28 protein-coding genes are annotated in these 26867 nt (G+C 70.8%); 19 read left to right on the top strand and 9 right to left on the bottom strand.

Translation table 11 applies throughout. The features are described from left to right. Window positions 1–246: 246 nt before the first annotated feature. The 9 genes from ACIO6U_RS25175 (at window position 247) to ACIO6U_RS25135 (ending at window position 9990) form a co-directional block, all read left to right on the top strand. Entirely contained in the window at window positions 247–1566 is a 1320-nt protein-coding gene (locus tag ACIO6U_RS25175) for an extracellular solute-binding protein (RefSeq protein ID WP_355345733.1), read from the top strand. Between the two features lie 19 nt (window positions 1567–1585). After that, on the top strand, window positions 1586–2527 hold the full coding sequence (locus tag ACIO6U_RS25170) for a carbohydrate ABC transporter permease (protein ID WP_401722747.1): 942 nt from the start codon (window positions 1586–1588) through the stop codon (window positions 2525–2527). Next, window positions 2527–3360, top strand: a complete 834-nt coding sequence (locus tag ACIO6U_RS25165) for an ABC transporter permease subunit (protein WP_391045476.1) — start codon at window positions 2527–2529, stop codon at window positions 3358–3360. Before ACIO6U_RS25170 ends, ACIO6U_RS25165 begins: the two co-directional genes overlap by 1 nt. Further along, on the top strand, window positions 3357–5834 hold the full coding sequence (locus tag ACIO6U_RS25160) for a beta-glucosidase (RefSeq protein ID WP_401722457.1): 2478 nt from the start codon (window positions 3357–3359) through the stop codon (window positions 5832–5834). The genes ACIO6U_RS25165 and ACIO6U_RS25160 overlap by 4 nt, the downstream gene beginning before the upstream one ends. A 208-nt stretch (window positions 5835–6042) precedes the next feature. Continuing rightward, on the top strand, window positions 6043–6189 hold the full coding sequence (locus ACIO6U_RS25155; RefSeq protein ID WP_401722454.1) for a hypothetical protein: 147 nt from the start codon (window positions 6043–6045) through the stop codon (window positions 6187–6189). An 80-nt stretch (window positions 6190–6269) separates the two neighbouring features. After that, window positions 6270–6572, top strand: coding sequence for a hypothetical protein (locus ACIO6U_RS25150; protein WP_401722451.1), 303 nt, complete (start codon window positions 6270–6272; stop codon window positions 6570–6572). Between the two features lie 338 nt (window positions 6573–6910). Next, window positions 6911–7351, top strand: coding sequence for a hypothetical protein (locus tag ACIO6U_RS25145; RefSeq protein WP_188279498.1), 441 nt, complete (start codon window positions 6911–6913; stop codon window positions 7349–7351). Window positions 7352–7614: 263 nt separating this feature from the next. Beyond that, complete coding sequence (locus ACIO6U_RS25140) at window positions 7615–8295, top strand: class F sortase (RefSeq protein WP_355345724.1); 681 nt, start codon at window positions 7615–7617, stop codon at window positions 8293–8295. 123 nt (window positions 8296–8418) lie between these two features. Further along, window positions 8419–9990 (top strand): oleate hydratase, encoded by a 1572-nt coding sequence (locus ACIO6U_RS25135; RefSeq protein WP_401722447.1) that lies wholly within the window; start codon window positions 8419–8421, stop codon window positions 9988–9990. A 224-nt stretch (window positions 9991–10214) separates the two neighbouring features. Here ACIO6U_RS25135 and ACIO6U_RS25130 read toward each other — a convergent pair whose 3' ends face one another. Continuing rightward, window positions 10215–10667 carry an anthrone oxygenase family protein gene (locus ACIO6U_RS25130; protein ID WP_401722444.1) on the bottom strand — a complete coding sequence of 151 codons (453 nt, stop codon included), beginning with the start codon at window positions 10665–10667 and terminating at the stop codon, window positions 10215–10217. Window positions 10668–10748: 81 nt separating this feature from the next. Between ACIO6U_RS25130 and ACIO6U_RS25125 the strand changes: the two genes are divergently transcribed. The 6 genes from ACIO6U_RS25125 to ACIO6U_RS25100 all read left to right on the top strand — a co-directional run bounded on the left by ACIO6U_RS25125 (window position 10749) and on the right by ACIO6U_RS25100 (window position 15496). Next, on the top strand, window positions 10749–11468 hold the full coding sequence (locus ACIO6U_RS25125) for a TetR family transcriptional regulator (RefSeq protein ID WP_355345715.1): 720 nt from the start codon (window positions 10749–10751) through the stop codon (window positions 11466–11468). Between the two features lie 143 nt (window positions 11469–11611). After that, complete coding sequence (locus ACIO6U_RS25120) at window positions 11612–11743, top strand: putative leader peptide (RefSeq protein ID WP_355345712.1); 132 nt, start codon at window positions 11612–11614, stop codon at window positions 11741–11743. Window positions 11744–11967: 224 nt separating this feature from the next. After that, entirely contained in the window at window positions 11968–13011 is a 1044-nt protein-coding gene (locus ACIO6U_RS25115) for an amino acid ABC transporter permease (protein ID WP_355345709.1), read from the top strand. Between the two features lie 17 nt (window positions 13012–13028). Next, window positions 13029–13781, top strand: coding sequence for an amino acid ABC transporter ATP-binding protein (locus ACIO6U_RS25110; protein WP_355345777.1), 753 nt, complete (start codon window positions 13029–13031; stop codon window positions 13779–13781). Between the two features lie 118 nt (window positions 13782–13899). Further along, window positions 13900–14901, top strand: a complete 1002-nt coding sequence (locus tag ACIO6U_RS25105; protein ID WP_401722439.1) for an ABC transporter substrate-binding protein — start codon at window positions 13900–13902, stop codon at window positions 14899–14901. Window positions 14902–15046: 145 nt separating this feature from the next. Beyond that, window positions 15047–15496: an NUDIX domain-containing protein gene (locus tag ACIO6U_RS25100; protein WP_401722436.1), complete on the top strand. Its 450-nt coding sequence runs from the start codon at window positions 15047–15049 to the stop codon at window positions 15494–15496. A gap of 23 nt (window positions 15497–15519) precedes the next feature. Here ACIO6U_RS25100 and rpsN read toward each other — a convergent pair whose 3' ends face one another. The 5 genes from rpsN to ACIO6U_RS25075 all read right to left on the bottom strand — a co-directional run bounded on the left by rpsN (window position 15520) and on the right by ACIO6U_RS25075 (window position 18334). Further along, entirely contained in the window at window positions 15520–15825 is a 306-nt protein-coding gene (gene rpsN, locus ACIO6U_RS25095; RefSeq protein WP_401722433.1) for a 30S ribosomal protein S14, read from the bottom strand. Beyond that, window positions 15825–16061: a 50S ribosomal protein L28 gene (gene rpmB / locus ACIO6U_RS25090; protein ID WP_401722430.1), complete on the bottom strand. Its 237-nt coding sequence runs from the start codon at window positions 16059–16061 to the stop codon at window positions 15825–15827. Before rpmB ends, rpsN begins: the two co-directional genes overlap by 1 nt. Before the next feature lie 278 nt (window positions 16062–16339). Next, window positions 16340–17155 carry an SAM-dependent methyltransferase gene (locus ACIO6U_RS25085; RefSeq protein ID WP_391045445.1) on the bottom strand — a complete coding sequence of 272 codons (816 nt, stop codon included), beginning with the start codon at window positions 17153–17155 and terminating at the stop codon, window positions 16340–16342. A gap of 56 nt (window positions 17156–17211) precedes the next feature. After that, a complete protein-coding gene (locus ACIO6U_RS25080; RefSeq protein ID WP_317452483.1) occupies window positions 17212–17451 on the bottom strand; it encodes a DUF397 domain-containing protein in 240 nt (79 codons plus the stop codon). Window position 17452: 1 nt separating this feature from the next. Beyond that, the gene (locus ACIO6U_RS25075) at window positions 17453–18334 is read right to left on the bottom strand and encodes a helix-turn-helix transcriptional regulator (protein WP_355345690.1); all 882 of its coding nucleotides are present in this window, start codon (window positions 18332–18334) and stop codon (window positions 17453–17455) included. 244 nt (window positions 18335–18578) lie between these two features. Between ACIO6U_RS25075 and ACIO6U_RS25070 the strand changes: the two genes are divergently transcribed. Then, the gene (locus ACIO6U_RS25070) at window positions 18579–19142 is read left to right on the top strand and encodes an ATP-binding protein (RefSeq protein WP_401722425.1); all 564 of its coding nucleotides are present in this window, start codon (window positions 18579–18581) and stop codon (window positions 19140–19142) included. Next, on the top strand, window positions 19139–19612 hold the full coding sequence (locus ACIO6U_RS25065) for a hypothetical protein (protein WP_355345684.1): 474 nt from the start codon (window positions 19139–19141) through the stop codon (window positions 19610–19612). The genes ACIO6U_RS25070 and ACIO6U_RS25065 overlap by 4 nt, the downstream gene beginning before the upstream one ends. A gap of 83 nt (window positions 19613–19695) precedes the next feature. On the opposite strand, the gene ACIO6U_RS25060 is transcribed toward ACIO6U_RS25065, so the two are convergent. Then, window positions 19696–21693: a hypothetical protein gene (locus tag ACIO6U_RS25060; protein WP_401722422.1), complete on the bottom strand. Its 1998-nt coding sequence runs from the start codon at window positions 21691–21693 to the stop codon at window positions 19696–19698. Window positions 21694–21950: 257 nt separating this feature from the next. Further along, window positions 21951–23573, bottom strand: a complete 1623-nt coding sequence (locus tag ACIO6U_RS25055; RefSeq protein WP_401722419.1) for a hypothetical protein — start codon at window positions 23571–23573, stop codon at window positions 21951–21953. A gap of 337 nt (window positions 23574–23910) precedes the next feature. Between ACIO6U_RS25055 and ACIO6U_RS25050 the strand changes: the two genes are divergently transcribed. Further along, window positions 23911–24426, top strand: coding sequence for a hypothetical protein (locus ACIO6U_RS25050; RefSeq protein ID WP_355345675.1), 516 nt, complete (start codon window positions 23911–23913; stop codon window positions 24424–24426). 107 nt (window positions 24427–24533) lie between these two features. On the opposite strand, the gene ACIO6U_RS25045 is transcribed toward ACIO6U_RS25050, so the two are convergent. Next, window positions 24534–25970: an MFS transporter gene (locus tag ACIO6U_RS25045; RefSeq protein ID WP_401722417.1), complete on the bottom strand. Its 1437-nt coding sequence runs from the start codon at window positions 25968–25970 to the stop codon at window positions 24534–24536. 190 nt (window positions 25971–26160) lie between these two features. Between ACIO6U_RS25045 and ACIO6U_RS25040 the strand changes: the two genes are divergently transcribed. Next, window positions 26161–26850 (top strand): TetR/AcrR family transcriptional regulator C-terminal domain-containing protein, encoded by a 690-nt coding sequence (locus ACIO6U_RS25040; protein ID WP_391045427.1) that lies wholly within the window; start codon window positions 26161–26163, stop codon window positions 26848–26850. Window positions 26851–26867: the final 17 nt, after the last annotated feature.

Raw genomic sequence — 26867 nt, 5'->3', positions numbered from 1 at the left:
GTGCGGCAGAGCCGCCCCCGCGTCCGGCCCGCCGTCGGCCCCGCTCGCCGGTCTCGTCCCGTGTTCCGACCTCTTTCTCGAAACTGTCGAAGCCGACACCGCGTCAGTTCGGTGGTCCGAACGGGTGTTGGGTCACGCTTTGGTAACCCGTGGCACGAGCCTTGACCCTCTCTCCGGGCGCACTTTACCGTCACAGCGCGCAGCAAATTTCGGCGATGATGCCGAATCTTTCGAAAGGCTGGACCGATGAAGAAGCGCGCATTGCTCTCCCGCGCCGCGACCGCCAGAGCCCTGGCCGGCGGCGTGGCGCTCGTGCTCGGAATGTCCCTGGCCGCCTGTGGCGGCAGCAGCGGCGGCGACTCGGGCGGCGCCGGCTCGTTCCACGTGCTGGTCTACGGGGACGCGACCAACAAGGTCGAGAAGCAGATCGTCGCGACGTTCAACAAGACGTCCAAGGTCAAGGCGGTCCTCGACACCATCCCCGGCGCGGACTACCAGCAGAAGCTGCAGACGCTCATCAGCACCAAGCAGGCGCCCGACGTCTTCTTCAACTGGGGCGGAGGCAGCATCGCCCCCTTCGTCAAGAAGGGGCTTCTGCTGCCGCTTGACGAGATGATCGCCAAGGACCCGGGGCTCAAGAACAACTTCCTGACGTCGGTGTTCGACAGCGCCAAGGTGGACGGCAAGCCCTACGGCATCCCGATGCGCGGCACCCAGCCCGTCCTGCTCTTCAACAACAAGAAGGTGCTGGCCGACGCGGGCCTGACCGAGCCCAAGACGTGGGACGACCTGCTCAACGCGGTCAAGGTCCTGAAGTCCAAGCACATCACCCCGATCGCGCTCGGCGGCGGCGACCAGTGGCCGACCCTGATGTGGTACGAGTACGTCTACGACCGCGTCGCGGGCCCCGGCCTGTTCGAGAAGGCGCTCGCGGGCGACAAGAGCGCCTGGGCCAGCGCCGACAGCAAGAAGGCGCTGTCGATGCTCAAGGAGCTGGTCGACGCCGGTGCCTTCGGCACCAACTACGACTCGGTGAAGTTCACCGACAACGGCTCCGCGGCCCTGGTCGCCACCGGCAAGGCCGGGTTCGAGCTGATGGGCTCCTGGTACTACTCCACCCAGCAGGACGCCAACGCCGACTTCGCCAAGAACGACCTCGGCTTCAGCACCTTCCCGACCGTGACCGGCGGCGTCGGCGACCCGACCGACGTGGTGGGCAACACCAACAACTTCTACTCGGTGCTGAAGAAGACCAAGTACCCGGACGCGATAGCCGAATTCCTCAAGCTCCAGTACAGCGACGAATTCGTGCAGGCACAGCTCGGCATCGGCAATCTGCCGACGACGAGGAACACCGAGAAGTTCCTCGACACCTCGGCCGATCCCGCCTACTCCAAGTACCAGTACAACCTGGTCAAGGACGCGAAGTCCTTCCAGCTCTCCTGGGACCAGGCGTACCCGCAGTCGGCGAGCACCGCGATGCACACGGCGGTCCAGCAGTTCTTCGACGGCAAGCTCGACGCCGACGGGTTCATCAAGGCCATGCAGGCCCTGCCGTCGTCCTGACCAGGGAACCCTCCACATGATCACCACATCGCCCCCTGCGGCACGGAGCGGCACGGCCCACCGGGCCGGGATGAGCCGCCGCTCCGGCTCCGCGGTGACCCGCCCAGGTCTGGCCTGGGCGGTTCCCGCCACCTTGTTCTTCGTCTGCTTCGCCGTCGTTCCGCTGCTGCTGGTCGCCGTGCTGTCCTTCACGAGCTGGGACGGACTCGGCTCACCCCAGTGGGTGGGCGTGGCCAACTGGAAGGCGCTGATCCACGACCACACCATGATCCAGAGCCTGTGGCTCAGCGCGCTGATCACGGTGCTCGGCGTCGTGATCCAGACACCGTTGAGCCTGCTGCTCGGCGTCTGGGCCGCGGGCCACCAGCGCAACCGCGCGATCCTCTCGGCGGTCTACTTCATCCCGCTGCTGCTGTCGGCCACCGCGATCTCGGTCCTGTGGCGGGCGATGCTCGACCCCAACTTCGGTGTGCCCGCACAGGCCAGATGGCTCTTCGGGGACGGAAATCTGCTCGGCATGCGGTCCGGCGCCATCGGCGTGCTCGTCTTCGTCGGCGCCTGGCAGTACACCCCGTTCCACACCCTGATCTACCAGGGCGCCGCGCGCGCCGTCCCGCCCGTGCTCTACCAGGCGGCGGCCATCGACGGCGCGGGAACCATCCGGCAGTTCTGGCACATCACCCTGCCGCAACTGCGCAACACCATGATCACCTCGATGATCCTGATGGTCGTCGGCGGCCTCACCACCTTCGACACCGTGCTGATCCTCACCCAGGGCGGCCCCGGCACCGACACCACCATCAGCGCCTACTACATGTACCAAAAGGCGTTCAAGAGCTTCGACTTCGGCGGCGGTTCCGCCATCGCCCTGGTCCTCGTCGTGATCGCCACGATCGTCTCGCTGATCGTCGTCAAGGTCTCCGGATACGACAAGATGCGCAGCTCGGCGGAGGGCCTGTGATGACACGCCGAACCAACCGCCACCGCCCCAACTACCTGGCCGGGCTCGGCTCCCTGGTCTGGCTCTTCCTCGTGGGCCTGCCGCTGTACGTGATGCTCGCCGCGACCCTCCAGAGCCGCAGCGACTACTTCAAGAGCGGCCCGCTGGGCTTCCCCCGGCACTTCACGCTGAAGAACTACACGCAGGACTTCCACAACGGCTTCGGCCAGTACTTCCTCAACACGGTGCTGGTCACCCTTGCCGTCGTCGCCATCGTGCTGCTGCTCGTGCCGCCGCTGGCGTACGCGATCGTCCGCGGCCGAGGGCGCCTCACCACCGGCGTCTTCCGGGTCTTCCTGCTGGGCCTGGCCATCCCCGCGCAGGCCGTGATCGTGCCGATGTTCTACGTCATCACCAAGGCCGGTCTCTACGACAACCTCATCGGCGTCATCCTGCCGACCGCCGCGTTCTCCATGCCGGTGTGCGCGCTGATCCTGTCCGGCGTCATGCGCGACATCACCCCCGACCTCTACGAGGCCATGGCGATGGACGGCGCCGCGCCCTGGCGGGTCTTCTTCCAGCTCGTGCTGCCGCTGTCCAAGGGCGGCCTGTCCACCATCGTGGTCTTCTCCGCGCTCCAGTCCTGGAACGGCTTCCTGTTCCCGCTGGTCCTGACGCAGTCCGACTCGTCCAAGGTCATCACCCTCGGCCTCTACAACTTCCAGACAGAGCACGGCATCGACGTCCCCGGCCTGCTGGCCGCGGTGGTGCTGTCGATGCTGCCCATCTTCATCGTCTACCTGTTCGCCCGGCGCGCCCTGGTCCAGGGCCTCATGGGCGTCGGAGGAAAGTGACCGACACCGTGGTCGAAGAGACAGAACCCGTCACCGAACCCTGGCGCGACCCCGACCTGGCCCCCGAACTGCGGGCCGACGCGCTGATCTCCGCGATGACCTTGCGGGAGAAGGCCGCGCAACTCGTCGGCGTCTGGGTCGGAGCGTCCGACGACGGCGGCGAAGTCGCCCCGTTCCAGCACGAGATGGAAGCACCGGTCGACCTGGAGGCGCTGCTGCCGCAAGGACTCGGGCAGCTCACCCGGTCGTTCGGGACCGCGCCGGTCGACCCCGCGCTCGGCGCGCTGTCGCTGCTGCGCACCCAGCGCGCCATCGCCGGGGCCAACCGCTTCGGCATCCCCGCGCTCGCCCACGAGGAGTGCCTGGCCGGTTTCGCCGCCTGGGGCGCCACCGCCTACCCCGTGCCGCTGGCCTGGGGCGCCACCTTCGACCGCGCGCTGATCCGCCGCATGGCTCGCGCCATCGGCGACGACATGCGCTCGGTCGGCGTGCACCAGGGCCTGGCCCCGGTCCTCGACGTGGTGCGCGACGCCCGCTGGGGCCGCGTCGAGGAGACGATCGGAGAGGACCCGTACCTCGTCGGAACCCTCGGCACCGCCTACGTCCAGGGTTTGGAGTCCGCCGGAGTCGTCGCCACCCTCAAGCACTTCGCGGGCTACTCCGCCTCCACCGCGGGCCGCAATCTCGCCCCGGTCGGCATGGGCGTACGAGAGCGCGCCGACGTGATCCTGCCGCCGTTCGAGATGGCGATCCGGGAGAGCGGGGTGCGCTCGGTCATGCACGCCTACACCGACACCGACGGCGTCCCCTCCGCCGCCGACGAACACCTGCTGACCGAACTCCTGCGGGACACCTGGGGGTTCACCGGCACCGTGGTCGCCGACTACTTCGGCATCGCCTTCCTCCAGACGCTGCACGGCGTGGCGGGCACCCTCGGCGAAGCGGCGGGCGCCGCCCTCGCGGCCGGCGTGGACGTCGAACTGCCCACCGTGAAGGCGTACGGCGAACCCCTGCTCAAGGCCGTCGCCGACGGGAAGGTGCCCGAAGCCCTCGTCGACCGCGCGGTACGCCGGGTGCTGATCCAGAAGGCACAGCTCGGACTCCTCGACGCCGACTGGGACCCGACTCCCGCCGCCCTCAAGGGCCTTGGCGCGGCCTCCGCCGACGGCACAGCCTCCGCCGACGGCACAGCCTCCGTCCACGGCACGGCCGACCTCACCGACGCCGGGATCGACACCGAGGCGCTGCGCGGCCGGGTCGACCTCGACCCGCCCGCCAACCGCGCCATCGCCCGGCAGGTCGCCGAGCAGAGCGTCGTCCTGCTGCGCAACGACGGCGACACCCTGCCGCTGGACCGCCCCGCGACCATCGCCGTCATCGGCCCCAACGCCCACACCCCCACCGCCGTGCTGGGCTGCTACGCCTTCCCCGTACACGTCGGCGGACAGCACCCCGACACCCCGCTCGGCATCGAACTGCCCACCCTGCGCGAGGCGTTGGTCGCCGAATTCCCCGGCGCGCGGATCGTCTCGGCGCTCGGCGCGAGCATCGACGGCGCGGACACCGACGGCTTCGCCGAGGCGGTCCGGGTGGCACGCGGCGCGGACGCCGTCGTCCTCGCCCTCGGCGACCGGGCGGGCCTGTTCGGACGCGGCACCAGCGGCGAGGGCTGCGACGCGGAGTCGCTGACGCTGCCCGGCGTGCAGCAGCAGCTCCTCGACACCCTGCTGGACACGCTCGCGGGCACCGGCACCCCGTTGATCGTCACCCTGCTGGCCGGGCGGCCCTACGCGCTCGGCCGCGCCGCCACCGAGGCCGCCGCCGTCGTGCAGTCCTTCTTCCCCGGCGAGGAGGGCACCGCCGCTGTCGCCGGAATCCTCAGCGGCCGGGTCGAGCCCTCCGGCCGACTGCCCGTCAGCGTCCCGCGCCGCCCCGGCGTCCAGCCGTCCACGTATCTGGCGGCGCGGCTCGGCAAGGCCAGCGAGGTCTCCAGCATCGACCCCACCGCGGCCTTCGCCTTCGGTCACGGGCTGACGTACACCCGATTCCAGTGGACGGACCTGGACGTGCCGCGCCTGCACACCGGGACGGACGGGGAGATCGCGCTCGCCTTCACCGTGCGCAACACCGGTCGTCGGGACGGCACCGAGGTCGTCCAGCTCTACCTCCACGACCCGGTCGCCTCGGTCGTGCAGCCCGTGCAGCGACTGGTCGGCTACCACCGGGTCGCCCTCGCGCCCGGCGAGTCGGCCCGCGTCGAGGTCACCGTGCCCGCCGACCTGGCCGCGTTCACCGGCCGCGACGGCCGACGCGTCGTGGAACCGGGGGAGTTGGAGCTGCGGCTCGGCGCCTCCTCCACCGATCTGCGGCTCACCGTCGTCTGCGCCCTGACCGGCCCGGCCCGCACGGTGGACCACACCCGCAGGCTGCACGCCGACTTCACGACGGATCGCGAACGGGACTCCGTGTCCTGAACGCCACTTCTGTAGCGGTGACTTGACGGACCGACAGCCGTGCCCCGCCCTGCGCGGAGGCGCGGCTGTCGGCGTTGCGGAACCGGCGCCAACGGGGGAGCGGCGGGTCCCTCCCGTAGCGCCCGCGCCTCCAGGTGCCGCCACATCGCCGACACGTTGAACCCCGCTCCCCGGCCCGCGGCTGGACGCCCTGCACGCGCTGAGCGCCGTGCTGGACCTTGGCCACGCCTTCTTCGCCCCCGCCGGGCTGCCGCGGGACCGCCTCGCGGCCCTGCGCGACGCCTTCCTCGCCTCGACGCCCGCCGCCTTGGTGAGCGTGACGCCGAAGTCGTCGGAGCAGAAGACGCCGCCGTAGCCGCCGCGCCAGATCCGGCCGCGCCGGTTCGGATCGGCCACGACGGCGCGGTAGACGTCGTCCTTGCGCAGCCCCTTCTAGTGCCCGCCGCCGTCGGCGGTGGTCCAGCCGCCGACGGAGTCCAGCCGCTGGCAGCCGACTACTGGCAGCTGTGCTGGCAGCGGGCCGCCCCGCTGAACGCCCCGGCCGAGGACCCGCCGGCCGGGGAGGACCGGCTGATGCTGTCGCTGCTGGTCGGCGGCCTGAAGGACGAGGCCATCGCCCGTCAGCTCGGCTGGTCCATCCGTACGATGCGCCGCCGGATGAGCGGCCTGGACGGACGTCTCGGGGTCACCAACCGCTTCCAGGCCGGGGCGGTCGCGACCCGGCGCGGCTGGATCTGACCGGCGGTCGCATGCGCCGGGAGCGGAGGCCGGGCTCACGGCCGGGTACGGGGTCGGGTACGGGGTCGGATGCCGCCTGGATACGAGGCCGGACGCGTGCCCGCGCGGACTCACCCATTCGGCGATCCGAGTGACGGAGCGTCGGGCGGAGCCGTGATACCACGCTGACCTGTGGAATTGCCGCATGTCGAGCGCGACACGCTGCCGGATGCCGCCAGAAGTGACGTGTTGTCAGCAGGCGCGGTGCCCGGCCGCCGGGTTGCCTCGGAAGCGCGAGCACGGATTTCCCCCGTTGCGGTGCACCGGCATCCGCGTCCGGACTCGCTGGAGGATCACTCATGCGTTCGATCAACACGCTTCTGGGCACCGCCGTTCTCGGTGCGAGCATCGCGCTGGCCGCTCCGGCCGCTCACGCCGCCGCCGCGCTGCCGCAGACCACGGCCGAGTGCACCAAGGCGGTGGCCGCCGCCGACAAGGCGCAGGCCGACTACGACGCCGCGCTGGCGGACTACAAGAAGCAGGTCGCGGCGGGCGGTCACCCCGGCACCGCCGAGCAGGACAACCTCTCCGCGCTGGAGAACCAGGTCAACGTCACGGCCTCCGACGCCTCGCGCGTCTGCCCGGACGCCAAGGTCCCGTCCGGCACCGTGCACACCGGCATCGGCAGCACGAGCGAGGGCGGCAACACCACCGAGATCGCGCTCGGCGCCGGTCTGCTCGGTGTCGTCGGCGCGGGCACCCTCGTACTGCGCCGCCGCCGCGCCGGTGGCCAGGTTTGACGAAGGTCCGACGCGAGGTCGCCGACGCGGGGCGCGCAGCCCTGACGCAGCCCTGACGCGGTCCTGGTCACCGGCCGTCACGGCCTCGCCGGCCCGTCGCCGTCGCACCCGTGCCCCGTACCCCGTGGTCGTACCGCGCGGTGCGGGGCCGCGCCCCGGCGCCTTCTCGCCGCGTCATCCGATTGGCCGCGTCCCCCCGCAGGCCGCGTCTTTCGGCAGCCCGAGCCGCCTCCCCCCTACGTGACGTCAGATAGGCAGACCCCGTGGACCACAACGCCCCCGCAGGCAGCGGCCTGCTCCGCCGTATCGCGCTGACCGTGCTGACGACGGTCGCGGTGTCCGTCGGGATCACCCTGATCAGCAACGGCGCCCAGTCGCAGACGCCCCCGCCGCAGCCGGGCGCAGCCCAGGCGTTCGCGGCGCAGGACGACACGCCGAGCCCCGCGCCGACGCGGCCCGGCGTCCCGGCGATCACGGTGCTGCCGCCCTCGGTGCCGACCGAGGTCCGGATTCCCTCCATCCGCCTCGACGCCCCGGTGACCGGCCTCGACCTGCGACAGGACGGCCACCTCGACGCGCCGCCGGACGACAACCGGAATCTGGCGGGCTGGTACCGGGGCGGTACGGCGCCCGGAGCCGTCGGCACCGCGATCCTCGCCGGTCACGTCGACACCCGGCAGGGCTCCGCCGTCTTCTACAACCTCGGCGCCCTCAAGAAGGGCGCCGCCGTCGAGGTGGACCGCCAGGACGGCCGTACCGCCCTGTTCACGATCGACGCCATCGAGGTCTACGCGGCCAAGGACTTCCCGAACAACAAGGTCTACGGCCCCGCCTCCCGGCCGGAGCTGCGCCTGATCACCTGCGGCGGCGGATTCGACAAGAAGCGGCAGCAGTACCTGGGCAATGTCGTCGTCTACGCCCACCTGACCGGGGCCCGCCTCTGAGGCCGTGACGTGCGCGGCGTACCTGCTCCGACGTACCGGCCGACACCGACGTACCTGCTCCGACGTACCGACCGACACCGACGCACCGAACGTTCCGACGTACCGAACGACACCGATCGAGGAGTGGCTGTGGCCAAGGCATATCTGGTGGGAAGCGGAATCGCGTCGCTCTCGGCGGCGGCGTTCCTGATCCGCGAGGGCGGATTCACGGGCTCCGACATCGTGATCCTGGAGGAGCAGGACCGCGAGGGCGGCAGCCTGGACGCGGCGGGCACGCCCGAGAGCGGCTACACCATGCGCGGCGGTCGGATGTTCGAGGTGCACTTCGACTGCACCTATGACCTGCTGTCCTCCGTCCCCTCCCTCGACGACCCCACCAAATCCGTCACCGAGGACACCTTCGCCTTCCACGAGGACTTCGCCTGGAACGACCACGCCCGGCTGGTGGACGCGGAAGGGAAGGTGATCGACGCGCACTCGATGACCTTCTCCGAGCGCGACCGGCTGGAGTTGGTGGCGTGCGTGGCGACCCCGGAGAAGCTGCTGGACGGCAAGCGCATCGCGGACTGCTTCCACGAGGAGTTCTTCCACACCAACTTCTGGGCGATGTGGTGCACCACCTTCGCCTTCGAGCCCTGGCACAGCGCGATCGAGTTCCGCCGCTATCTGAACCGCTTCGTGCACCTGTTCAAGACCTTCGACAGCATGTCGGGGATCTACCGCACGCGGTTCAACCAGTTCGACTCGATCGTGCGCCCGCTGATGAAGTGGCTCGCCGACCAGGGCGTCGTCGTGCAGTTGGGCACCCGCGTCACCGATCTGCGGCTCGCGCCGGGCGACGAGCTCACCGTGGAGGCCATCACCTGGGTGCGCGGCGGCGCGACCGAGGAGACGGCGGTCGGCCCCGACGACCTGGTGATGGTCACCAACGGTTCGATGACCGCGAACTCCACCCTCGGCGGCACCGACACCGTGCCCGTCCTGGACACCACGAGCACCGCCGGGTCCTGGGCGCTGTGGGAGACGCTGGCCGCCAAGCGCCGCGGGCTCGGCGACCCGAAGGTGTTCGACTCCTCCGTCAAGGACTCCACCTGGGAGTCGTTCACGGTCACGACCAAGGACCCGCTCTTCTTCGAGCTGATGGAGGAGTTCAGCGGCAGCGAGGCGGGCAAGGGCGGCCTGATCACGTTCAAGGACTCCACGTGGCTGCTGACCATCGTCCTCAACCACCAGCCGCACTTCCGTGAGCAGCCCGAGGACACGTACGTCTGGTGGGGTTACGCGCTCTTCCCCGACCGGGAGGGCGACTTCGTCGGCAAGCCGATGGCGCGGTGCACCGGCCGCGAGATCCTGGACGAGGTCCTTCAGCACCTGCGGTTCGCCGAGCGCCCGCGCATCCTGGACGACTCGATCGTGATCCCGGCGATGATGCCGTACATCACCAGCCAGTTCCTGGTCCGCTCCGCGGGCGACCGCCCCCAGGTCGTCCCCGAGGGCTCCACCAACCTGGCCTTCATCGGGCAGTACGCGGAAGTGCCCGACGACGTCGTCTTCACCGTGGAGTACTCGGTGCGCACCGCGTGGACCGCCGTGGCGGGACTGCTCGGTCTCGAGCGGCAGCCCCCGCCGGTCCACAAGGGCGGCCACGACCCGAAGGTGCTGATCGAGGCGGTGCAGACGCTCCACCGCCGCTGACGCCGCTGACGCCGCTGACGCCGCTGACGCCGCTGACGCCGGTCAGGCGGGGCCGGGCTCGCGCTGCGCGTCGTCCAGGGCGCGGAGGTGTTCGAGCGCGGGGACGGCGGCGGCCAGCGCCGCCGCCTCGTCGGGGGGCAGCCGGTCGATGAGCCGGGCGAAGACCTCGACACTCGACCGGCGGCGCTCGGCCAGAATCGGCGTGCCGTACCGAGAACGAGCGCTCAGTAGACCGCGGCGACCAGTAGGAGAGCGACCCCGGTCACCGACGCGCCTATGCGTACGAGGTGGAAGCGGCCCCAGCGGTCCCGGAGCTCCTGCCAGTCGTCGGGAAGGGTGTCGACCGTCCAGCTCCCGATGCGCGTGACGATCGGGACCTCGACGGCTGCCGTCACCACCAGGGCGACGACGAACAGCGCGAGTGCCGCCAATGTGAGGAAGAACGTGCGGCGGTGCCCGTCGTAGGACAGCACCAGGACGGGAACCGCGGACAGCAGCGCCGCGGGCATGAGCACGGTCATCACCTGGGCCATGTTCCGGCTCAGCCTCCGCACGAGCGGCAGCATGAAGTCCGGCTCGAAGCGCGGCATGGACCGGGTGAGGGCGAGCCAGGGACCCCAGAACATCCCCGAGACCGCGGCCGACAGAAGGATGTTGACCAGTTGCCAGGTCTGCATGGTGATGCGCCTCCCCTTAGTTACCGTCACTGTAAATTTACAGTAGCAGAATAAATTATGCTCCCGCACTATGCTGTGCACATGAGCAGGGGCACGGTGAACTGGACGGTGCTGCGCGCGCCCGCCGCGGGGGAGCCCGAGGGTGAGGGGCTGCGCGAGCGCAAGAAGCGCCTGATGCGGCAGCAGCTTTCCGACGCGGCGACGCGGATGTTCGTGGAGCGCGGCTTCGACGCCGTACGGGTCGCCGAGATCGCCGAGGCGTGCGGGGTGTCGGAGAAGACGGTCTTCAACTACTTCCCGACCAAGGAATCGCTGATCCTGGACCTGCCGCAGGCGACCGCGGCCTCGCTGGAAGTGGCGCTCTCCGACCCCGCGCCCGGCTTCTCACCGGTCGCGGCGGCGCTGCGGGTCCTGGCCGACGAGTTGGCGAGCGTCACCTCCTGGCTCGCCGCCCAGGACGACCGGGCCGGCGCCGCCGCGGACTTCCGTCGCTTCGGCGCGCTCATCCACTCGACCCCCTCGCTGCGCGCCCAGCAACGGGAGATCCGCGACGAACTCGTCGCCGTCACCGCAGGACTGCTCGCCCGCAGGACCGGCGCGGAGCCCGGCGACCCGGAGCCGCAGATCACGGCCACCGCACTGCTCGGGCTGTGGCCCGTGCAGTTCCGCAGCCTCGGCCGCCACCTCGACGGGACCCGCACGCCCGGCCAGGTGCGGGACGCGGTCACCGTCGACGTGCACCGTGCCGCGAACCTCATCGACGCCGGACTGCGGACGTTCGGGGCGCCGGACGCCGGATAACGCCGGGTCGGCCGTACGGGACGGCGCTTCATGCGTGTCCCGCGTGCGATCTCCGTCACTCGCGCGGGCATTGTCCCCACGGCACGGGCCGGTTACCGTGATTGCTGTTTTCCGGCAGGACCGACGCGAGTGAGGGGACGGGCATGCGCGGCGCACACGACAGTGGCGGCACACCCCGCCCCGGCGGGTCCTTCCAACTCCACGTGGCCAGGCGCCACGTCGACCTGCTGCGCGTGAGCAGCGCCCTGTGTCCGGAAACCCTCCCGGCCCGCTGACCGTCCAGGAGCCCGCAGGTCCGCACGTCCCGTCGGGACGTCGACCCCGCTTCCCGCACGGCGGCGCGTAGCCGTTCGCCGACGCGCGCCCGCACACCCCCGCACACCCCCGCGCGCTCGCCCTCCCCGCCGCCGTTCCCCGACGTCAACCCGCCCGCCGCACGAGGCCGTTGACGCCGTACGCGCGCTGCCGCGACCGCACATCCAGACGGGAAGCACCGACCATGGAGCACCAGGACACCTTCCAGCGCCTACGCGCTGTGCCCGAAGACCCCCCACCACCGGCCGAACCGGGGAAGACCCGCGCGCCGCGCGCCCTCGACCGCCGCCCCACGGACGACGAACTGCTCGCCGCCAGGCTCGTACCACTGCGCAGGCCGGGCCAATGGGTCTCCGCGCTGGTCCTGTTGGTGCTGTTCGCCATGCTGGTGCACACCCTGCTGACCAACAAGCGGTTCCAATGGGGCACCGTCGGCGACTACTTCCTGCGCGGATCGATCCTGCACGGCCTGGAACTCACGCTGTGGCTGACGGGCGCCGTCATGGCCAGCGGCTACCTCCTCGGCATCGGCATCGCCGCGATGCGCCTGTCCCGCAACCCCGTCCTGCGCGCCCTGAGCTTCGGCTACGTCTGGCTGCTGCGCTCCGTGCCGCCGCTGGTGCAACTCCTCTTCTGGTACGAACTCGCCTCGCTGTACCCGCGGATATCGCTCGGCATCCCCTTCGGCCACGAATTCGTCACCGTCAAGACCGCCCACCTGTTCAGCGGCATCCTCGCCGCCTACGTCGGCCTCACCCTCGACGTGGCCGCCTTCTCCTCCGAGATCGTCAGGGGCGGCATCCTGTCCGTCGACCCGGGACAGAGCGAGGCCGCGCAGGCGCTCGGCCTCGGCAACGGCCGGATCTTCCGCAAGATCGTGCTCCCGCAGGCCATGCCCGCGATCATCCCCGCCTCCGGCAACCTGCTGATCGGCATGCTGAAGGCGACCTCCATCGTGAGCGTCATCGCCGTCCAGGACCTGCTGTATTCGGCCCAGTTGATCTACAACCAGAACTTCCTCATCATGCCGCTGCTGCTGGTGGCCACCGTCTGGTACGTCATCCTCACCACGCTGCTGTCGATCGGCCAGTTCTACGTCGAGCGGTACTACGCGCGCGGCAGCGGTCGCGGCGGCGGCGGTGGTCCCAAGCGCGGCTTCTGGGAGGTCACCCGCGCCAACATCCCGGTGTTCGGCCGGACCAGGACCGACCTGGCGGGTCTGTCATGACCGGCGATGGACGCCCGCTGGTCAGGATCCGCGGCCTGCGCAAGAGCTTCGGCACGCAACTCGTCCTCGACAGCGTCGACATGGATGTCCACGAGGGCGAGGTGACCGTCCTGCTCGGCCCCTCCGGCTCCGGGAAATCCACGCTGCTGCGCTGCGTCAACCACCTGGAGCGGCCCGACGCGGGCTTCGTCGAGGTCGGCGGCGACATCGTCGGCTACCGGCCGGGCCGCGGCCGACTGCACGAACTGCGCGCCCGCTCGATCACCCGGCAGCGCGCCCATGTCGGCATGGTCTTCCAGCAGTTCAACCTCTTTCCGCACATGACGGTGCTGGAGAACATCACCGAGGCGCCGGTCGCGGTGCGCGGCGTGCCGCGCAAACAGGCGGCGGTCCGGGCGCGCGCCCTGCTGGAACAGGTCGGGCTCGGCGGACGCGAGGACTCCTACCCCCGGCAGATGTCCGGCGGTCAGCAGCAACGCGTCGCCATCGCCCGCGCGCTCGCGATGGAGCCGAGACTGCTGCTCTTCGACGAGCCCACCAGCGCCCTCGACCCCGAACTCGTCGGCGACGTCCTCGCCGTGATGAAGGACCTCGCGGTCAGCGGGATGACGATGATCGTCGTCACCCACGAAATCGGCTTCGCCCGCGAGGTCGCCGACACCGTCGCCTTCCTCGACGGCGGCCGGATCATCGAGTCGGGGCCGCCCGCCGACGTCCTCGCCGACCCCCGCCACCCCAGGGCGCGGTCCTTCCTCGCGGCCGTCCTGTAGCGCCGGTCCCGCATCGCCCCCGCACTCCTCCAATTGACGCTCGCCGTCGAGCGGTTCACGCCAGGCCGCGCACACACCTGCCCGCACTCGTCTCGACCCCGCTGCGAAAGGCACCCCCGTGACCACCGAAAGACGCCCCGCCCGCCGTCTCCCGCGGCCGGCCGCCGCCACGCTCACCGCCGTCATCGGCCTCGCCCTGCTGACCGCCTGCGGTGACTCGTCCGACGACTCGGGCACGCCGAAGTCCCGGGCAGCCGACGCCACCTCGTCGTCGTCCGCGCCGGCCGGATCGACCGCCATCCCGACCGAGGACGTCGTCTCGGGCATCGCGGCCGACCCCGCGCTGACGGCGGAGCTGCCCGCCGCGGCGAAGAGCAGCGGCACGCTCACCCTGGGCACCACCCGCGCGCCGGGCGTCACCGGCCTCCCGCACGGCGGCGAGAGCGAGGACGGCACGCCCATCGGCCTCGACGTCGACCTGCGCAACGCCGTCGGCAAGGTCCTCGGCATCACGTGGAAGGTGCAGTACGGCACCTTCCCGACCGTCATCCCCGGTGTGCAGAACGGCCGGTACGACGTCGGCCAGGACAACTTCGGTGTCACCAAGGCCCGCGTGGAGGTCGTGGACTTCGCGACCTACCTCAACGACGGCCAGTCCTTCCTCGGCGCCGAGGACGTGCCCGTCGACTCGGTCACCCAGCTCACCGACCTCTGCGGGCTGACCGTGGCGACCAGCCCCGGCTCCACCTTCCAGCAGATCCTCACCGACGGCGCCTCGAAGTGCTCGGGCGCCGGGAAGAAGCCGTACAAGGTGCAGTACTTCACCGACTCCGCCCCCATCTTCTTGGGGCTGGCGAACGGCAAGGTGGACATCTACTTCGGCCCGACGCTGGCGCTGAAGTACGACGCCACGCATGTGCCCCACACGAAGTACCTCGGCCAGATCAGCACCACGCCGGTCGGATTCGTGACGGCGAAGGGCTCACCGATCGGCAAGGCGCTCAGCGACGCCGTGAACAAGCTGATCGCCGACGGCACCTACGCGAAGATCTTCGCGAAGTGGGACGTGCCCGGCACGGGCATCACCAAGTCCGAGGTCAACCCGGCGGCCACTTTCTGAGACCCGCCGCCCTCCGACCGCGCACGCCTCCGGCGGCGCCCGGACCCCGCGCCCGAGCGGCACGGGGTCCGGGCCGCGCGGCCCCGCACGACGATCACACCGGCCGACCTCCGCGTGCTACGGTCCCGCGAAGTCCCTTCGCCCCATGAGGATTTCCATGCCGTATCAGCCGCCTGTGTGGCCGGTGTCCGTCAAGGCCGTGGTGCTCGACGCGCGTGGCCGTGTCCTGCTGTCGAGGAACGACCGCGAGGAGTGGGAACTCCCCGGCGGGCACCTGGAGTCGGGCGCCGAGCAGACCGGACGACGGGCCGACGACAGCCCCGAATCCGCCGTCGAACGCCAGGTGCTGGAGAGGACCGGCTGGCTGGTCGAGGCCGACGGCCTCATCGACGACGGGGTGTGGATCCACGAGACCGCGCCCGGCCGTCGCGTCCTGGTCGTCACGTACGGCTGCTCGCTGCTGCCGCCCGACCAGCCGCCGCCGACGGCCGAGGAGCACAAGGAGTCCGCGCTCTTCCCGCTCGACAGCATCCCCGAGCTGGACATGCCCAGCTCCTACAAGCGCGCCATCTACGCCTGGACACACCGAAGTTGAGCTGAGGCGCGAGGGAGGGACAGCTACCAGCTCGATTTGCGCACGCCCGGCAGGAACCCCGCGTGCGCCTGCTCGCGCAGCCGGACCCGTGAGATGCCGAAGGCGCGGAAGTAGCCGCGCGGGCGGCCGTCCACCGCGTCCCGGTTGCGGACCCGGGTGGCGCTGGCGTCGCGCGGCTGTCGGCCCAACTCGGCCTGCGCGGAGGCCCGTTCGCCGGGCGTGGTGGCGGGGGAGGCGATGATCCGCTTCAACTCGGCCCGGCGTGCCGCGTATTGGGCGACCACCGCCTGACGCTGCTCGTTCTTCGCGATCTTGCTCTTCTTGGCCATCAGACCTTCTCCCCGCGGGCGCGCAGCCGGGCGACGGCCGCCTCGACGCCGATCCGGTCGACGGTCTTGATGCCCTTCGCGCTGAGCGTCAGCCGGACGAAGCGGCCCTCGGAGGCCAGCCAGTAGCGCTTGCGCTGGATATTGGGGTCGAACCGGCGCGGTGTGCGCCGATGGGAGTGCGAGATGGCGTTGCCGAAACCGGGCTTGCGCCCGGTGAGCCGGCAGTGGGCGGACACGGTGCCTCCAGGGCGGTTGCGGACTCGCGAGGGCCCGCGACGGCCCGGACGACCGCCGCCGATGCCCGGCGACCGGCCCCACCGTACCTTAATGGAAACGAATGTCATTACGCCGGGCTACCGGCTACCGGCTACCGGCTACCGGCGGCCGGACTGCCGCACTCCCGGACTGCCGCACTGCTGCCCCCTGTCCGGGACACGGCAGTGCCCCCCTGAAACGCGTCGCGGCCCGGCCTCCGGCGTCACCGGAGACCAGGCCACAGGGGAACGGGAGGCGATCAGGGCTTACGGGCGACCGCTCCGTACATCGCGATCTGCTCGTCCCGCACCGCGGGGTCGACGGAGTCGTCCGGCCGCCAGCGGTGCACCTGCGTGATGCCCGGCTCCACCAGCTCCAGGCCCTCGAAGTACGCCTGCGCCTCGCTGAGATTCCGCAGCCGCATCGGCATGCCGCGCGCGGTGTACTCGGCGTTCACGCGCCCGACCTCCTCCGGCGCGAAGTCGTCCGTGCCGATCGACATCGCGAGGTAGCTGCCCGACGGCAGCGGGTCCAGCAGGCGGTGGACGATGCCGAGCGGGTCGTCCTCGTCCATGATCAGGTGGACGATCGCGATGAACGTCAGGCCCACCGGCTTGCCGAGGTCGATGGTCTCGCGGAACTGCGGCGAGCCGAGGATCGCGGCGGGGTCCCGCATGTCCGCCTCGATGTACTCGGTCCGCCCCTCGGGAGTGCTGGAGGACAGGCCCGCCGAGAGCGTGAGCACGATCGGGTCGTTGTCCACGTACACCACCCGCGACTCGGGGGCGATGGACTGCGCGACCTCGTGCACGTTCGGCCGGGTCGGTATGCCGGTGCCGATGTCGACGAACTGCCGGATGCCCGCCTCCTGCGCCAGGTAGCGCGTGGCGCGGTGCATGAACTTCCGGTTCTCCAGCATGTGCGGCACGATCGACGGCCACACCTCCACCATGGCGTCGCCCGCCTCGCGGTCGGGAGGGTAGTAGTCCTTGCCGCCGAGGATGTAGTCGTACACCCGTGCCGGGTGCGGGTTCTTGGTGTCGATACGGTCGGCCGGCCAGCCGTTCTCGGGCACGCGGTCCTCCGGATTTCCTTGTCGATGTGCGGTGGTGCCGCTCGCGCGGCCTGGCGTCACTGCTGGAGCAGGAAGTCGGCGTCGCCCGCCTTGGTGCCCCGGATGAAACTCTCGATCTCCCGGCGGTTGTAGATCAGCGCGGGGCCGCCCGGATCGGTGGACTGGCGCAGCGCCACCCGGCCGTCGGGCAGCTTCATCGCCTCGACGCACGCTCCGCCGGCATCGTCGCTCCACGGCTTGTGCCAGCCGTGGGGCCCGAGGTCGGCGGCACTCATGCCGTTGCGAATGTGATCCACGTCAGAGCTCCTTGCGTAGGGCACCCAGCAGTGCCTTGGTCTTCTTCTCCTGCGCCGCCTGGGCGGCGAGCCGGTCCATGGCCTCGCGGTACGCGGCGACCTCGTCCTGCTTGTCGAGGTAGGTCGACCCGATCAGGCCGCCGAGATAGACGACATCGGGCAGTTCCGCGGCCTCGAACCGGAAGAGCTGGAAGGCCCCCGCGCGGGTCGCCGGGTGCGGCCCGTTGGTGAAGGGCATCATCTGAAGGCGTACGTTCGGCAGTTCGCCGATCTCCAGCAGATGGTCGATCTGAGCGCGCATCACCTTCGGTCCGCCGACCGGCCAGTGCAGCACCGTCTCGTCCATCACCGCCCACAGCAGCGGGGGTTGGGCACGGGTCAGGATCTGCTGCCGGGCCAGCCGCAGGGCGACCCTGCGGTCGATGTCCTCGGCCGACGCCTGCGGGTCGCCCGCGGTGAGCAGCGCGTGCGCGTACTCCTCGGTCTGGAGCAGGCCGGGGATGAACTGCGCCTCGTACGCGCGGATGTGGACCGCCGCCTGCTCCAGGCTGAGATAGGCGCCGAACCAGTCGGGCATCACGTCGCGGTAGGTGTGCCACCAGCCGTGCTTGTTGGCCTCGCGGGCGAGTTCGAGGAAGGTCTCGATTTCGGCCGTTTCCGTGATGCCGTAGGTGCGCAGCAGCTTCTCGACGTCGGACAGCCGCAGCCGTGCCACCTTGGCCTGTTCCATCCGGCGGATCGTCGAATGGCTCACCCCGATGACCTCGCCGGCCTGCTCGAATGAGACGCCGGCGCGGGATCTGAGCTCCTCCAACTGGCGTCCCAGTATCATCCGCAGCACCGTAGGAGGGCCGCCGCCCCACCCATTGTCGGTGGCCGCCATTGCTACCTCCCCGTGCGAATGTTCAGTGCTCGCCGCAGTGTGCCATGTTGCCCCGCAGTCTCCCGCCGCCCTGGCTCATTCTGCGAATTGCACTTTGTGGCTTGCGAGTTGAGGGTAGCAGCACCATAGTTGGAGTCGACGGCGTAGCCGATCACCATGATGACTACGTTGTCAGGAACCGCCACGCGCCCGGTCGTCCTCAGCCGTCGTCATCGCGGAAGCACCGACACAGGCAGTGACGCCGATGGTCGAGCCCGGCAGTGATGCCGCCGAGCGCGCAACCGCGACCCCACATACGCGGCCCCCACGAGAGGTGACGGCCATGGCAGCATTAACGGGTCTCCGAACCCCACCGATCACGTCATCGCGCCCGAGCGGCGATGTGTACGCCGTCTTCCGTCTCGCCGCCCGCCGGACCTCCGTGAGCGCCGCCCGCCACGAGGCCCGCGCGGAACTCGACCGCTGGGGCCTGCCCGAGGGCGTCCGCGACGACATCGTGCTGGTCGTCTCCGAGCTGGTCACCAACGCGATCGTGCACAGCCTCAGCGACAGCGTGACCTGCCATCTGCGCGGCGGCGGTCCCGAGGTCTACGTCGAGGTCGGCTCCGAGGGGCGCAGCGCGTCGCGGCACGACGCCCGGCCGCCGGACGAGGGGGGCCGCGGGCTGGTCGTCGTGGAGGCCCTGAGTACGACCTGGGGGATCAACGTTCCCTCGCCCGGAGCCGGTTGGACGGCCTGGGCCACCTTCACCGTGCCCGCCGCCCCGGCCGACGACGCGTCGGCCACGTACTCGGAGGACCCCCGATGAAGCGTGTCCCCCCGGCCGGCCGTCGCTCCGCCCTGCCGCCCCGGGGCACCCGCCTCGACTGGCTCGCCCCCCGCGTGGACGGGCCTCCGGCCGCCAGGGAACGGATCCATGTCCCGACCACCGCAGACTTCCCGCCGGGACTGGCCTGCGACGTGGTCGAGACGTCCGCGGAGCACGGTATGCGGATCCTCGGCTGTCTGCCCAGCTCCGGCTGCGTCCTCACCAACGGACGGCAGTGGTCGTGGATCGTGCCGACCGGCTCCGACATCGACGTGGAGTGGCCGTCCTCCACCCGCTACCTGGTCGACGCGGCCGTGCTGGTGCCCGCGTACGAGACGCTGCCCGACGTGTCCGGCGGCCACGACGTCATCCACCCGCCGGACCAGGCCGTGCCGTACACGCACCCGATCCTGCTGTACTTCGCGGCCTGCTGCATCGCCGGGGTGCAGCCCGCCATGACCGTCGAGTAGCCGCCCCGACTGGCGGCCCGGAACGGCACGGGGCCTGCCCGGAGCCGCCGCGCGGGCGGTCCGGGCAGGCCGTGGGTGACAACTCAGCGGACCGTGAAGGGGAGTTGGACGGTCTTGCCGTTCACCAGCACTTCGGCGGCCATGATGCCGACGGTCTTCGGGTCGCGCACGGTGAAGTCGAGCGCGAAGGTACCGTCGAGACCGATGACGCGCAGCACCGAGGAGTCGGAGCTCTGGGCGCCGTTGGCGCGGCGCCCGGACACGACGACCGTGGCGACGGGGGCGAAGTTCCGCCCGCTGACCAGTACGGAGGTGCCGACCGGTCCCGCGGCCGGACTGAGCGAGTAGGCGGGAGCGGGCGGGGCCGTGCTGCCGTTGACGGCGAAGGCGGCGGTCGCGGTGTGCCCGTTGATCAGCCACTCGTGCGCGTAGAGCGCCACCGTGGCCGGGTCGTTGACCGTGAAGGTCTGCGACCAGGTGCCGTCCAGGCCGATGATCTTGGTGGCGTAGCTGTCGGAGGTACGGGAACCGTCCGCCTTCAGCCCGTCGATCTCCACCGTGGCGACCGGCGCCCAGCCCTGGCCGACGACCGTGACCTTGGTGTGCGCGGGACCGGAGGCGGGGCTGAGCGTGATGAACGTCGTGGCGACGGACAGCGGCGCGAGGACGTGGATCGAGCCCGCGGTGACCTCCACCTGGTAGGAGCCCTTGGCGACGGATTTCGCCACGGTGACCGAGCCGGAGAGCTTTCCGTCGGAGGCGATGCTCAGGCTGCTCGACGAGACGGACGCGGTCGAGCACGCGGTGCCGTCCGCGGCGCAGAGCGCGGCGGTCGGGGTGGTGCCCGCGGGCCAGCCCGATCCGGTGAGCGTCGCCGCGTGGCCGGGAAGGACGGTCGGGGTGGTGGCGCTGAGCGTCACGGCGGTGGTGGTGACGGTGAACGGTACGGTGACGCTGGTCCCGGCTGTGCCGCTCTCGTCGGCGTAGACGGCCACCAGGTCGGCGCTGTCGATGGTGAAGTCGGTGCTGAACGTGCCGTCGGGCAGGCTCTGTACGTAGACCGCGTCGTCGAGGGCGTTCCCGGCGGCGTCGAGTCCCCAAATGTTGATCCACTGGTCCTGGCGGAAGTTGTGACCCACGACGGTGATCACCGTGCCGACCACGCCGTTGTTCTGGGACAGCGTCATCGTTCTCGGACCGGTGGGCGCGAACGCCTTGACCGTCAGTGGCGCGTTCGCGTGGGTCGTGCCGTCGTTGACCTGGATCTGATACGAGCCGTCGGCCACGGTGTTGGCGTCGGCGAGCGTCGCGGTGCCGGTGAGGATGCCCGAACTGTCGATGGCGAGGGTGTCGGACGTGAAGTCGGCCGGGTTGCAGCCCGCGCCGTTGGCGTCGCACAGCGACACCGTCGGAGTGCCGCCGGCCGTCCAGCCGCCGCCCGCGAGGTCGATCGCGGTGTGCGGCCGGACCACTCCGGTGGGCCCGGACAGCGACGCGCCGCTGCCCGCTCCCTGCGCGGTGACCGTGCCGACCGGTCCGCCGCCCGCGGTGATCACGCAGGGCGTCTGGTACGTACCCCCGAGGACCACGGTGCTGGTGAGGGTACGGGTCGGCGTGAAGCTGATGGCCCCCGAGGCGTTGGCGGGCAGGTAGATGTCACCCTCGTACGGGGGAACGACGACGGGCTGCCCCGAGGGGTAGTTCATGTTCACCGTGGGGCCGGTGACCGTCACGGTACCGGTGGCGCCGCCGGACATCGCCAGGTCCATGGAGGGCGTGGTGGGCACATTGGACAGCGAGGTGCCGGGGATGGCCGGGCTGGCGCCGAGGGTGACGGTGACGTGCACCTTGCCGCCGGGGGTGACGACGGCCGGGGTCAGGGTCACCGTCATCGACTGCGGCCCGGTGGCGTCGCCCTGACCCGCCGGGAGCGTGCAGTGCACGGTCGGGTTGATGGTCGCGGCCCGGGCCGTCGTCGCGGAGGTCAGACCCGCGCCGACGAGGGCGAGCACCGCGACGGCGCCCGTGGCGATTCTTGCCCGCCAGCCCCGTCCGGGCCTGCGGTGGAAGGGTGGGAACATCTGCTGCGCCGCCTTTCGGGCATGGCAGACCCCTCCCTGAGCCTGGGCACGGGAGGGGTCCGGGAAGAGGGAGAAGGTCCGCGGGGTGGGGTCCCGGGGAATGAGTCCGCGGGGGGTGGGCCCCGGGGGAGAAGGAGCGGGGGTCGGGTCCGGGCCGTTCCTCCCCCGGGAGATGGGCCCGGGAAATGGGCCCGGGGGAGGAACGGATCAGGAGGAGGGACGTCGGAGTCGGTTGGTGCGGAACGGGGACGTGGCGCTCAGGTGAGGGTGAGTGTGAGGATCGCGCTGTAGTCGTCGGGCGCCGTCACCGCGGGGAGCCGCAGGTCCATGTCGGCGTTGACCTTCACGGTTCCGCCGACGACCTTCTCGCCGCCGGCCGCGGTGAGTTGGCACAGCGTCGCCGCGGTGCTGCCCAGCGGGCCCGGCGTGCCCGGCGCGGGCGTGCCGACGCTCTGCGAGCTTCGGACGCAGTCGGGTGTCCAACGGACGGCCGAGGCGGGGATGGTGTTCTGACCCGAGGTCAGGTCGGTGAGCGTGCCGGTCAGGGACCAGCCGAGGTCGACGCCGCGGGAGTCCACGACGGTGACGGTGTTGAGCGCGCTGGTGGCGGTCTGGGACCGTCCGGTCAGGGGGATGGTGCCGAAGTCGATGGTGTCCCCGGACTGGGTCATCTGGAGATTGCCCGCGGTGACGGTGGCGCTGATCTTCTGGGTGGCCGTCGCGCCGCCGCTGTCGCCCACGGTGAACTTCACGTTTACGTCGGAGCCGTCCGCACCGCTCTCGTCGGTGTGGATCGCGGTGGTGGCGGGGTCGTTGACGGTGAACTCGGCGGTGAAGGTGCCGTCGGGTGTGCTGACCGGGTACACGGCGTCGTCGGCGGTCTGGTTGCCGTCGGCGTCCACCCCCCAGACGTTGATGTACTGGTCCTGGTGGAAGTTGCGGCCGCTGACGGTCACCACGGTGCCGAGCGGGCCGTGGTCGGGCGAGAGCGTGACGCTGCGGGCGCCCGTGGGCACGAACGCCTTGACGGTGAGGTCGGCGGTGGCGTGCTTGGCGCCGTCGCTGACCTGGACCTGGTAGGAGCCGTCGGCGATCACGGACGACGCGGCCAGTGTCGCGCTTCCCGAGAGGGCGCCGGACGAGTCGATCGCGAGGGTGTCGGCGGTGAAGCGGGACGGGTCGCAGCCCAGTCCCTGCGCGTCGCACAGCGAGACCACGGGGGTGCCCCCCGCGGTGAATCCGCTGCCGCTCAGCGCGACCGAGGTGCTGGGACGTACGGCCGAGGCCGGGGCGGTGAGCGTGGTGGCCCCACCGCCGCCGCCCTGCACGGTGACCGTGCCGATGCCGCCGCTGCCCGAGACGATGTCACAGGGCGTCTGGAAGGTGCTGCCGAGCACCACCGTCTGCGTGTTCATCTTCAACGGCGTGAACGTCACCGGTCCCGACGCGTCCGAGGGGACGAAGAAGTCCCCTCCGTAGGGCGGGATGACGATCGGCGCGGGCGCCGCCGGGATGTCCACGGGAACGGTCGGGCCGGTCACCGAGACCGTCCCGGTCGCCCCGCCCGACATGGTGAAGTAGATGCTCGGCGTGGTCGGTACGGCGGACAGTGCGAGCGGGCTGGTCGCGGGCGAGGGTCCGAGGGTGACCTCGGCGTGCACCTTGCCGCCCGGCGCGACCGTGGCCGGGGTGAGGGTCACCGAGACGGACTGCGGCCCGGTGTTCTCACCCTGTCCGGCGGGCAGCACGCAGTGCACGGTCGGGGTGACCGTGTCCGCGTGCGCCGCGGGGGCGGCCAGCGTGCAGGCCGCGGCCAGGGCCAGAGCCGGCACCGCCGCCCGCGCGAGGCGCCGTAGAGAGATCTGCCCTGCATGATGCAACGCGTGCCTCCTGACTCCGGGACGCATACGTGTATATGACGGTGCGTCAGGTGCTGGTTCCAGGGCATTGCGACAGCGCGGGACGCAGAAGTCAATGCGAACCCGCCGGTAACCTCGCGGTGTTGGGCCGCCGTTCGCACCGGGCGACGCCGGTCGCGGGTCAAGCCGCGGGTCACGTCGTCCCGTGGCGCTTGACTCTTCAAGGTCATGGGGCTTCACTCCCGACCAGCGCGCCGGGCCGGACAGCGGGTAGTCACTCGACAACGGGATGTCAAGGGTGCCTGTGCGAGGTCGTCCCCCGGCGCACCCTCACCCTGCTTGATTGGAGTGCTTTGCCATGTCCAGATCCAAGCGTATGGGGACGATCGCCGTCCTCAGCGGCGGCGCACTGTTCGCCGGTCTGACCCTCGCCCCGCACGCGGTCGCCGTCACCCCGGCCACCGCCACCGCCAGCTACAACTGCGGCACCTGGGGCAGCGGGACGGCCACGCTGACCGCCACCGACTCCGGCGGCGTCAAGAAACTGAAACTGAGCTCCTCCACGATCACGGTCCCGGCCGGCACCACGGTGCCGCCGAACAGCATCACCACGACCATCAAGGTCAAGAAGAACGGCTCGACCGAGGTCGACTTCTCCGGCACCGTGAACCCCGCGATGACCGGCGCCGTCACCCTCGGCCCGCTCCCGCAGTCCACCGGCACGCTCGCCGCCGGTGACAAGACCGACTCCTGGGTGCTGTCCGGCACGCCGAGCGCCACCAACTGGTCGGTCAAGATCGTCACCACGTCGCCCTCGGTGACCACCGTCTACTGCATCGCCACCAGCGCCCAGTCCACCGCGTTCACCTGGTAGCGGTTCACCTCGTCGTACGGGATTCGCCCGGCGCGACTCGGTACGCGGCACGCACGCCGGGACCCCGCCCCCCCAAGGGAGCGGGGTCCTCGCGGCGGCCTGACCCGCTAGTGGCCGGTCTCCTCCGGCGCGCGCTTGGGCATCAGCGCGACCGCGGGCAGGCACAGCAGGCTGAGCCCCAGGACGACGGCGAGGCTGATCTTCATGGCGTGGCCGAGGCCACCGCCCGCGGTCTGGAAGAAGACCGAGGTCACCGCGGCCGAACCGATACCGGCGGCGAGCTGCTGGATCGCCGAGAGCGAGCCGCTGGCGCTGCCCGCCTCGTCGGGGCTGATGTCGCCGAGCGCGATGTCGAAGATCGTGCCGTAGCAGGCGCCCATGCCGAGCCCGGTGACGAAGATCGGCGCGGCCAGCGTCCACAGGCCCACGCCGGTGCCCGAGTGGGCGACCAGCGCGAGCAGCCAGCCGCCGCCCGCCAGCAGGATCGCGATGCCGACGAAGATCAGCGTGCGGCCGAGCTTCTTGATCAGCGCCATGCACGCGCCCGCGGCCACGATGATGCCGAGCGTCATCGGCAGCAACGCGAGTGAAGCGGTGCGCGGCGAGGCGTGCAGGCCCTCCTGGATGAACAGGGACAGTACGTAGATCAGCCCGCTGGTGGTCGCGAAGACCACGAGCCCGACGACCAGTCCCGAGCTGAAGCCGCGGTTGCGCAGCAACGACGCCTTCAGCAGCGGGTCGGCCGCCGTGCTCTGGCGGCGGGCGAAGGCCGCGAAGGCCGCCACGCCCACGACGAGGGAGAGGACGGGAGTGGCCGTCCAGCCGTTGGTCGAGCCCTCGACCAGGCCGAAGAGCAGGCCGAACATGGTGACGGCGAGCAGACCCGAGCCGATCCCGTCCACGACGACCGCACGGTCTCCGTCGTCGTGCGGGAGCAGCCGGACCGCCAGGACCAGGCCGACCGCGCCGAGGGCGAGGTTGATCAGGAAGATCGGCCGCCAGGACAGGCCGAAGAGGTCGGCGTCGATGATGAATCCGGCCAGGATCGGACCGCCGACCGAGGCCAGGCCGAGCAGCGGCCCGAAGAACGCGAACGCCTTGCCGAGCATGTCGCGCGAGAAGGTCTTGGTCATGATCGCCATGCCCTGCGGGATCATCAGGGCGCCGAAGGCCCCCTGCACCACACGGGCGGCGATCAGCAGTCCGGGATCGGGGGAGAGCCCGGCCACGGCGGAGGCGACGGTGAAGCCGCCCATGCCGATCAGGAACATCCGGCGCTGGCCGAATTTGTCGCCGAGCCGCCCGCCGATGACGAGCAGGACGCCCATGGCCAGCATGTAGGAGGAGCCCAGCCACTTGATCAGGCCCTGGCCGCCGTGCAGCTCGGCGCTGATGGTGGGCGCGGCGATGTTGGTGACGGTCGAGTCGATCATGTCCAGGGCGTCGGCGAGCAGCACCAGCCCCAGGATCGCCCACATCAGCCGGGCCGATGTGCTGGTGCCCGCGGGACGGGGCGCGGTCGAAGTCGTGGTCGCGGTGGTCATGGCGGGACCTCCTTCCGGGGTGACGTCGGGTGACGTCCGCTGTGACATTGCGTGATCGGACCGGTCTGTCCGACCACATCCACCACCGTACACGAACATGTTCGTCGCGAACGCGTTCAGAGCGAACATGTTCGTTCCAGGGGGCGTGATCACGCCATGGCCGGGCGAACGTGTTCGTTATGCTGAGGCGATGACGCCTGGGAAAGCCGCCCCCATCAGCCGCCGCGACCGGCCCGCCAAACCCGCGCTCTCCCGCGAGGGGATCGTCGGCACGGCGCTGGAGATCATGCGCGCCGAAGGGCTCGACCGCGTCACGATGCGCCGCCTCGCCCAGGAGCTGGACACCGGCCCGGCCTCGCTCTACGTCTACGTGAGCAACACCGCCGAGCTGCGCGCGTACATGCTCGACGACCTGCTCGCCGGACTCGACCTCGGCCCGGTGGCCGCGCCAGGGGACTGGCGCGAGCGGCTGTTCACGCTCCTGTGGTCGTACGGCAGGGCCCTGATGGAGTACCCGGGGCTCGCCCAGTCCGCGCTGGTGACCAGGCCCGCGGGCCCCGGTTACCTACGGCTGGTCGACGGCCTGCTCGCGCTGCTGGCCGAAGGCGTCCCCGCGGAGCGGACCGCGTGGGCGGTGGACCTGCTGCTGCACTTCGCGACCTCCACCGCCACCGAACAGGGCACCCGCAGCGTGGCCGACGGCGCGGAGCAGGAGGAGAGCGACCTCGCGAACGCGATCCTCTCCGCCACGCCCGACACCTACCCCCATATCGCCGCCCTCGGCATGGACCTGCTGAGCGGCACCGGCACCGGCCGTCTGAGCTGGGGATTCGACGTCCTGCTCAACGGCATCATCCACACGCCCCGGCCGTCGGCGTAGCAGGTGTTCTCACCCGC

The sequence above is a fragment of the Streptomyces sp. NPDC087422 genome, from assembly GCF_044744145.1.
Taxonomy (GTDB): Bacteria; Actinomycetota; Actinomycetes; order Streptomycetales; family Streptomycetaceae; genus Actinacidiphila.
The sequence above is the reverse complement of the archived record's forward strand: the minus strand, read 5'-3'. Positions and strand labels throughout refer to the sequence as shown.

Bases quoted from the DNA above. Each gene is read 5' to 3' on its own strand.
- ACIO6U_RS25175 (WP_355345733.1), top strand. From the start codon at position 247: ATGAAGAAGCGCGCATTGCTCTCCCGCGCCGCGACCGCCAGAGCCCTG.
- ACIO6U_RS25040 (WP_391045427.1), top strand. From the start codon at position 26,161: ATGACGCCTGGGAAAGCCGCCCCCATCAGCCGCCGCGACCGGCCCGCC.
- ACIO6U_RS25045 (WP_401722417.1), bottom strand. From the start codon at position 25,970: ATGACCACCGCGACCACGACTTCGACCGCGCCCCGTCCCGCGGGCACC.
- ACIO6U_RS25115 (WP_355345709.1), top strand. From the start codon at position 11,968: ATGGAGCACCAGGACACCTTCCAGCGCCTACGCGCTGTGCCCGAAGAC.
- ACIO6U_RS25130 (WP_401722444.1), bottom strand. From the start codon at position 10,667: ATGCAGACCTGGCAACTGGTCAACATCCTTCTGTCGGCCGCGGTCTCG.
- ACIO6U_RS25060 (WP_401722422.1), bottom strand. From the start codon at position 21,693: ATGTTCCCACCCTTCCACCGCAGGCCCGGACGGGGCTGGCGGGCAAGA.
- ACIO6U_RS25165 (WP_391045476.1), top strand. From the start codon at position 2,527: ATGACACGCCGAACCAACCGCCACCGCCCCAACTACCTGGCCGGGCTC.
- ACIO6U_RS25070 (WP_401722425.1), top strand. From the start codon at position 18,579: ATGGTCGAGCCCGGCAGTGATGCCGCCGAGCGCGCAACCGCGACCCCA.
- ACIO6U_RS25125 (WP_355345715.1), top strand. From the start codon at position 10,749: ATGAGCAGGGGCACGGTGAACTGGACGGTGCTGCGCGCGCCCGCCGCG.
- ACIO6U_RS25120 (WP_355345712.1), top strand. From the start codon at position 11,612: ATGCGCGGCGCACACGACAGTGGCGGCACACCCCGCCCCGGCGGGTCC.
- ACIO6U_RS25100 (WP_401722436.1), top strand. From the start codon at position 15,047: ATGAGGATTTCCATGCCGTATCAGCCGCCTGTGTGGCCGGTGTCCGTC.
- ACIO6U_RS25145 (WP_188279498.1), top strand. From the start codon at position 6,911: ATGCGTTCGATCAACACGCTTCTGGGCACCGCCGTTCTCGGTGCGAGC.
- ACIO6U_RS25065 (WP_355345684.1), top strand. From the start codon at position 19,139: ATGAAGCGTGTCCCCCCGGCCGGCCGTCGCTCCGCCCTGCCGCCCCGG.
- ACIO6U_RS25050 (WP_355345675.1), top strand. From the start codon at position 23,911: ATGTCCAGATCCAAGCGTATGGGGACGATCGCCGTCCTCAGCGGCGGC.
- ACIO6U_RS25075 (WP_355345690.1), bottom strand. From the start codon at position 18,334: ATGGCGGCCACCGACAATGGGTGGGGCGGCGGCCCTCCTACGGTGCTG.
- rpsN (WP_401722433.1), bottom strand. From the start codon at position 15,825: ATGGCCAAGAAGAGCAAGATCGCGAAGAACGAGCAGCGTCAGGCGGTG.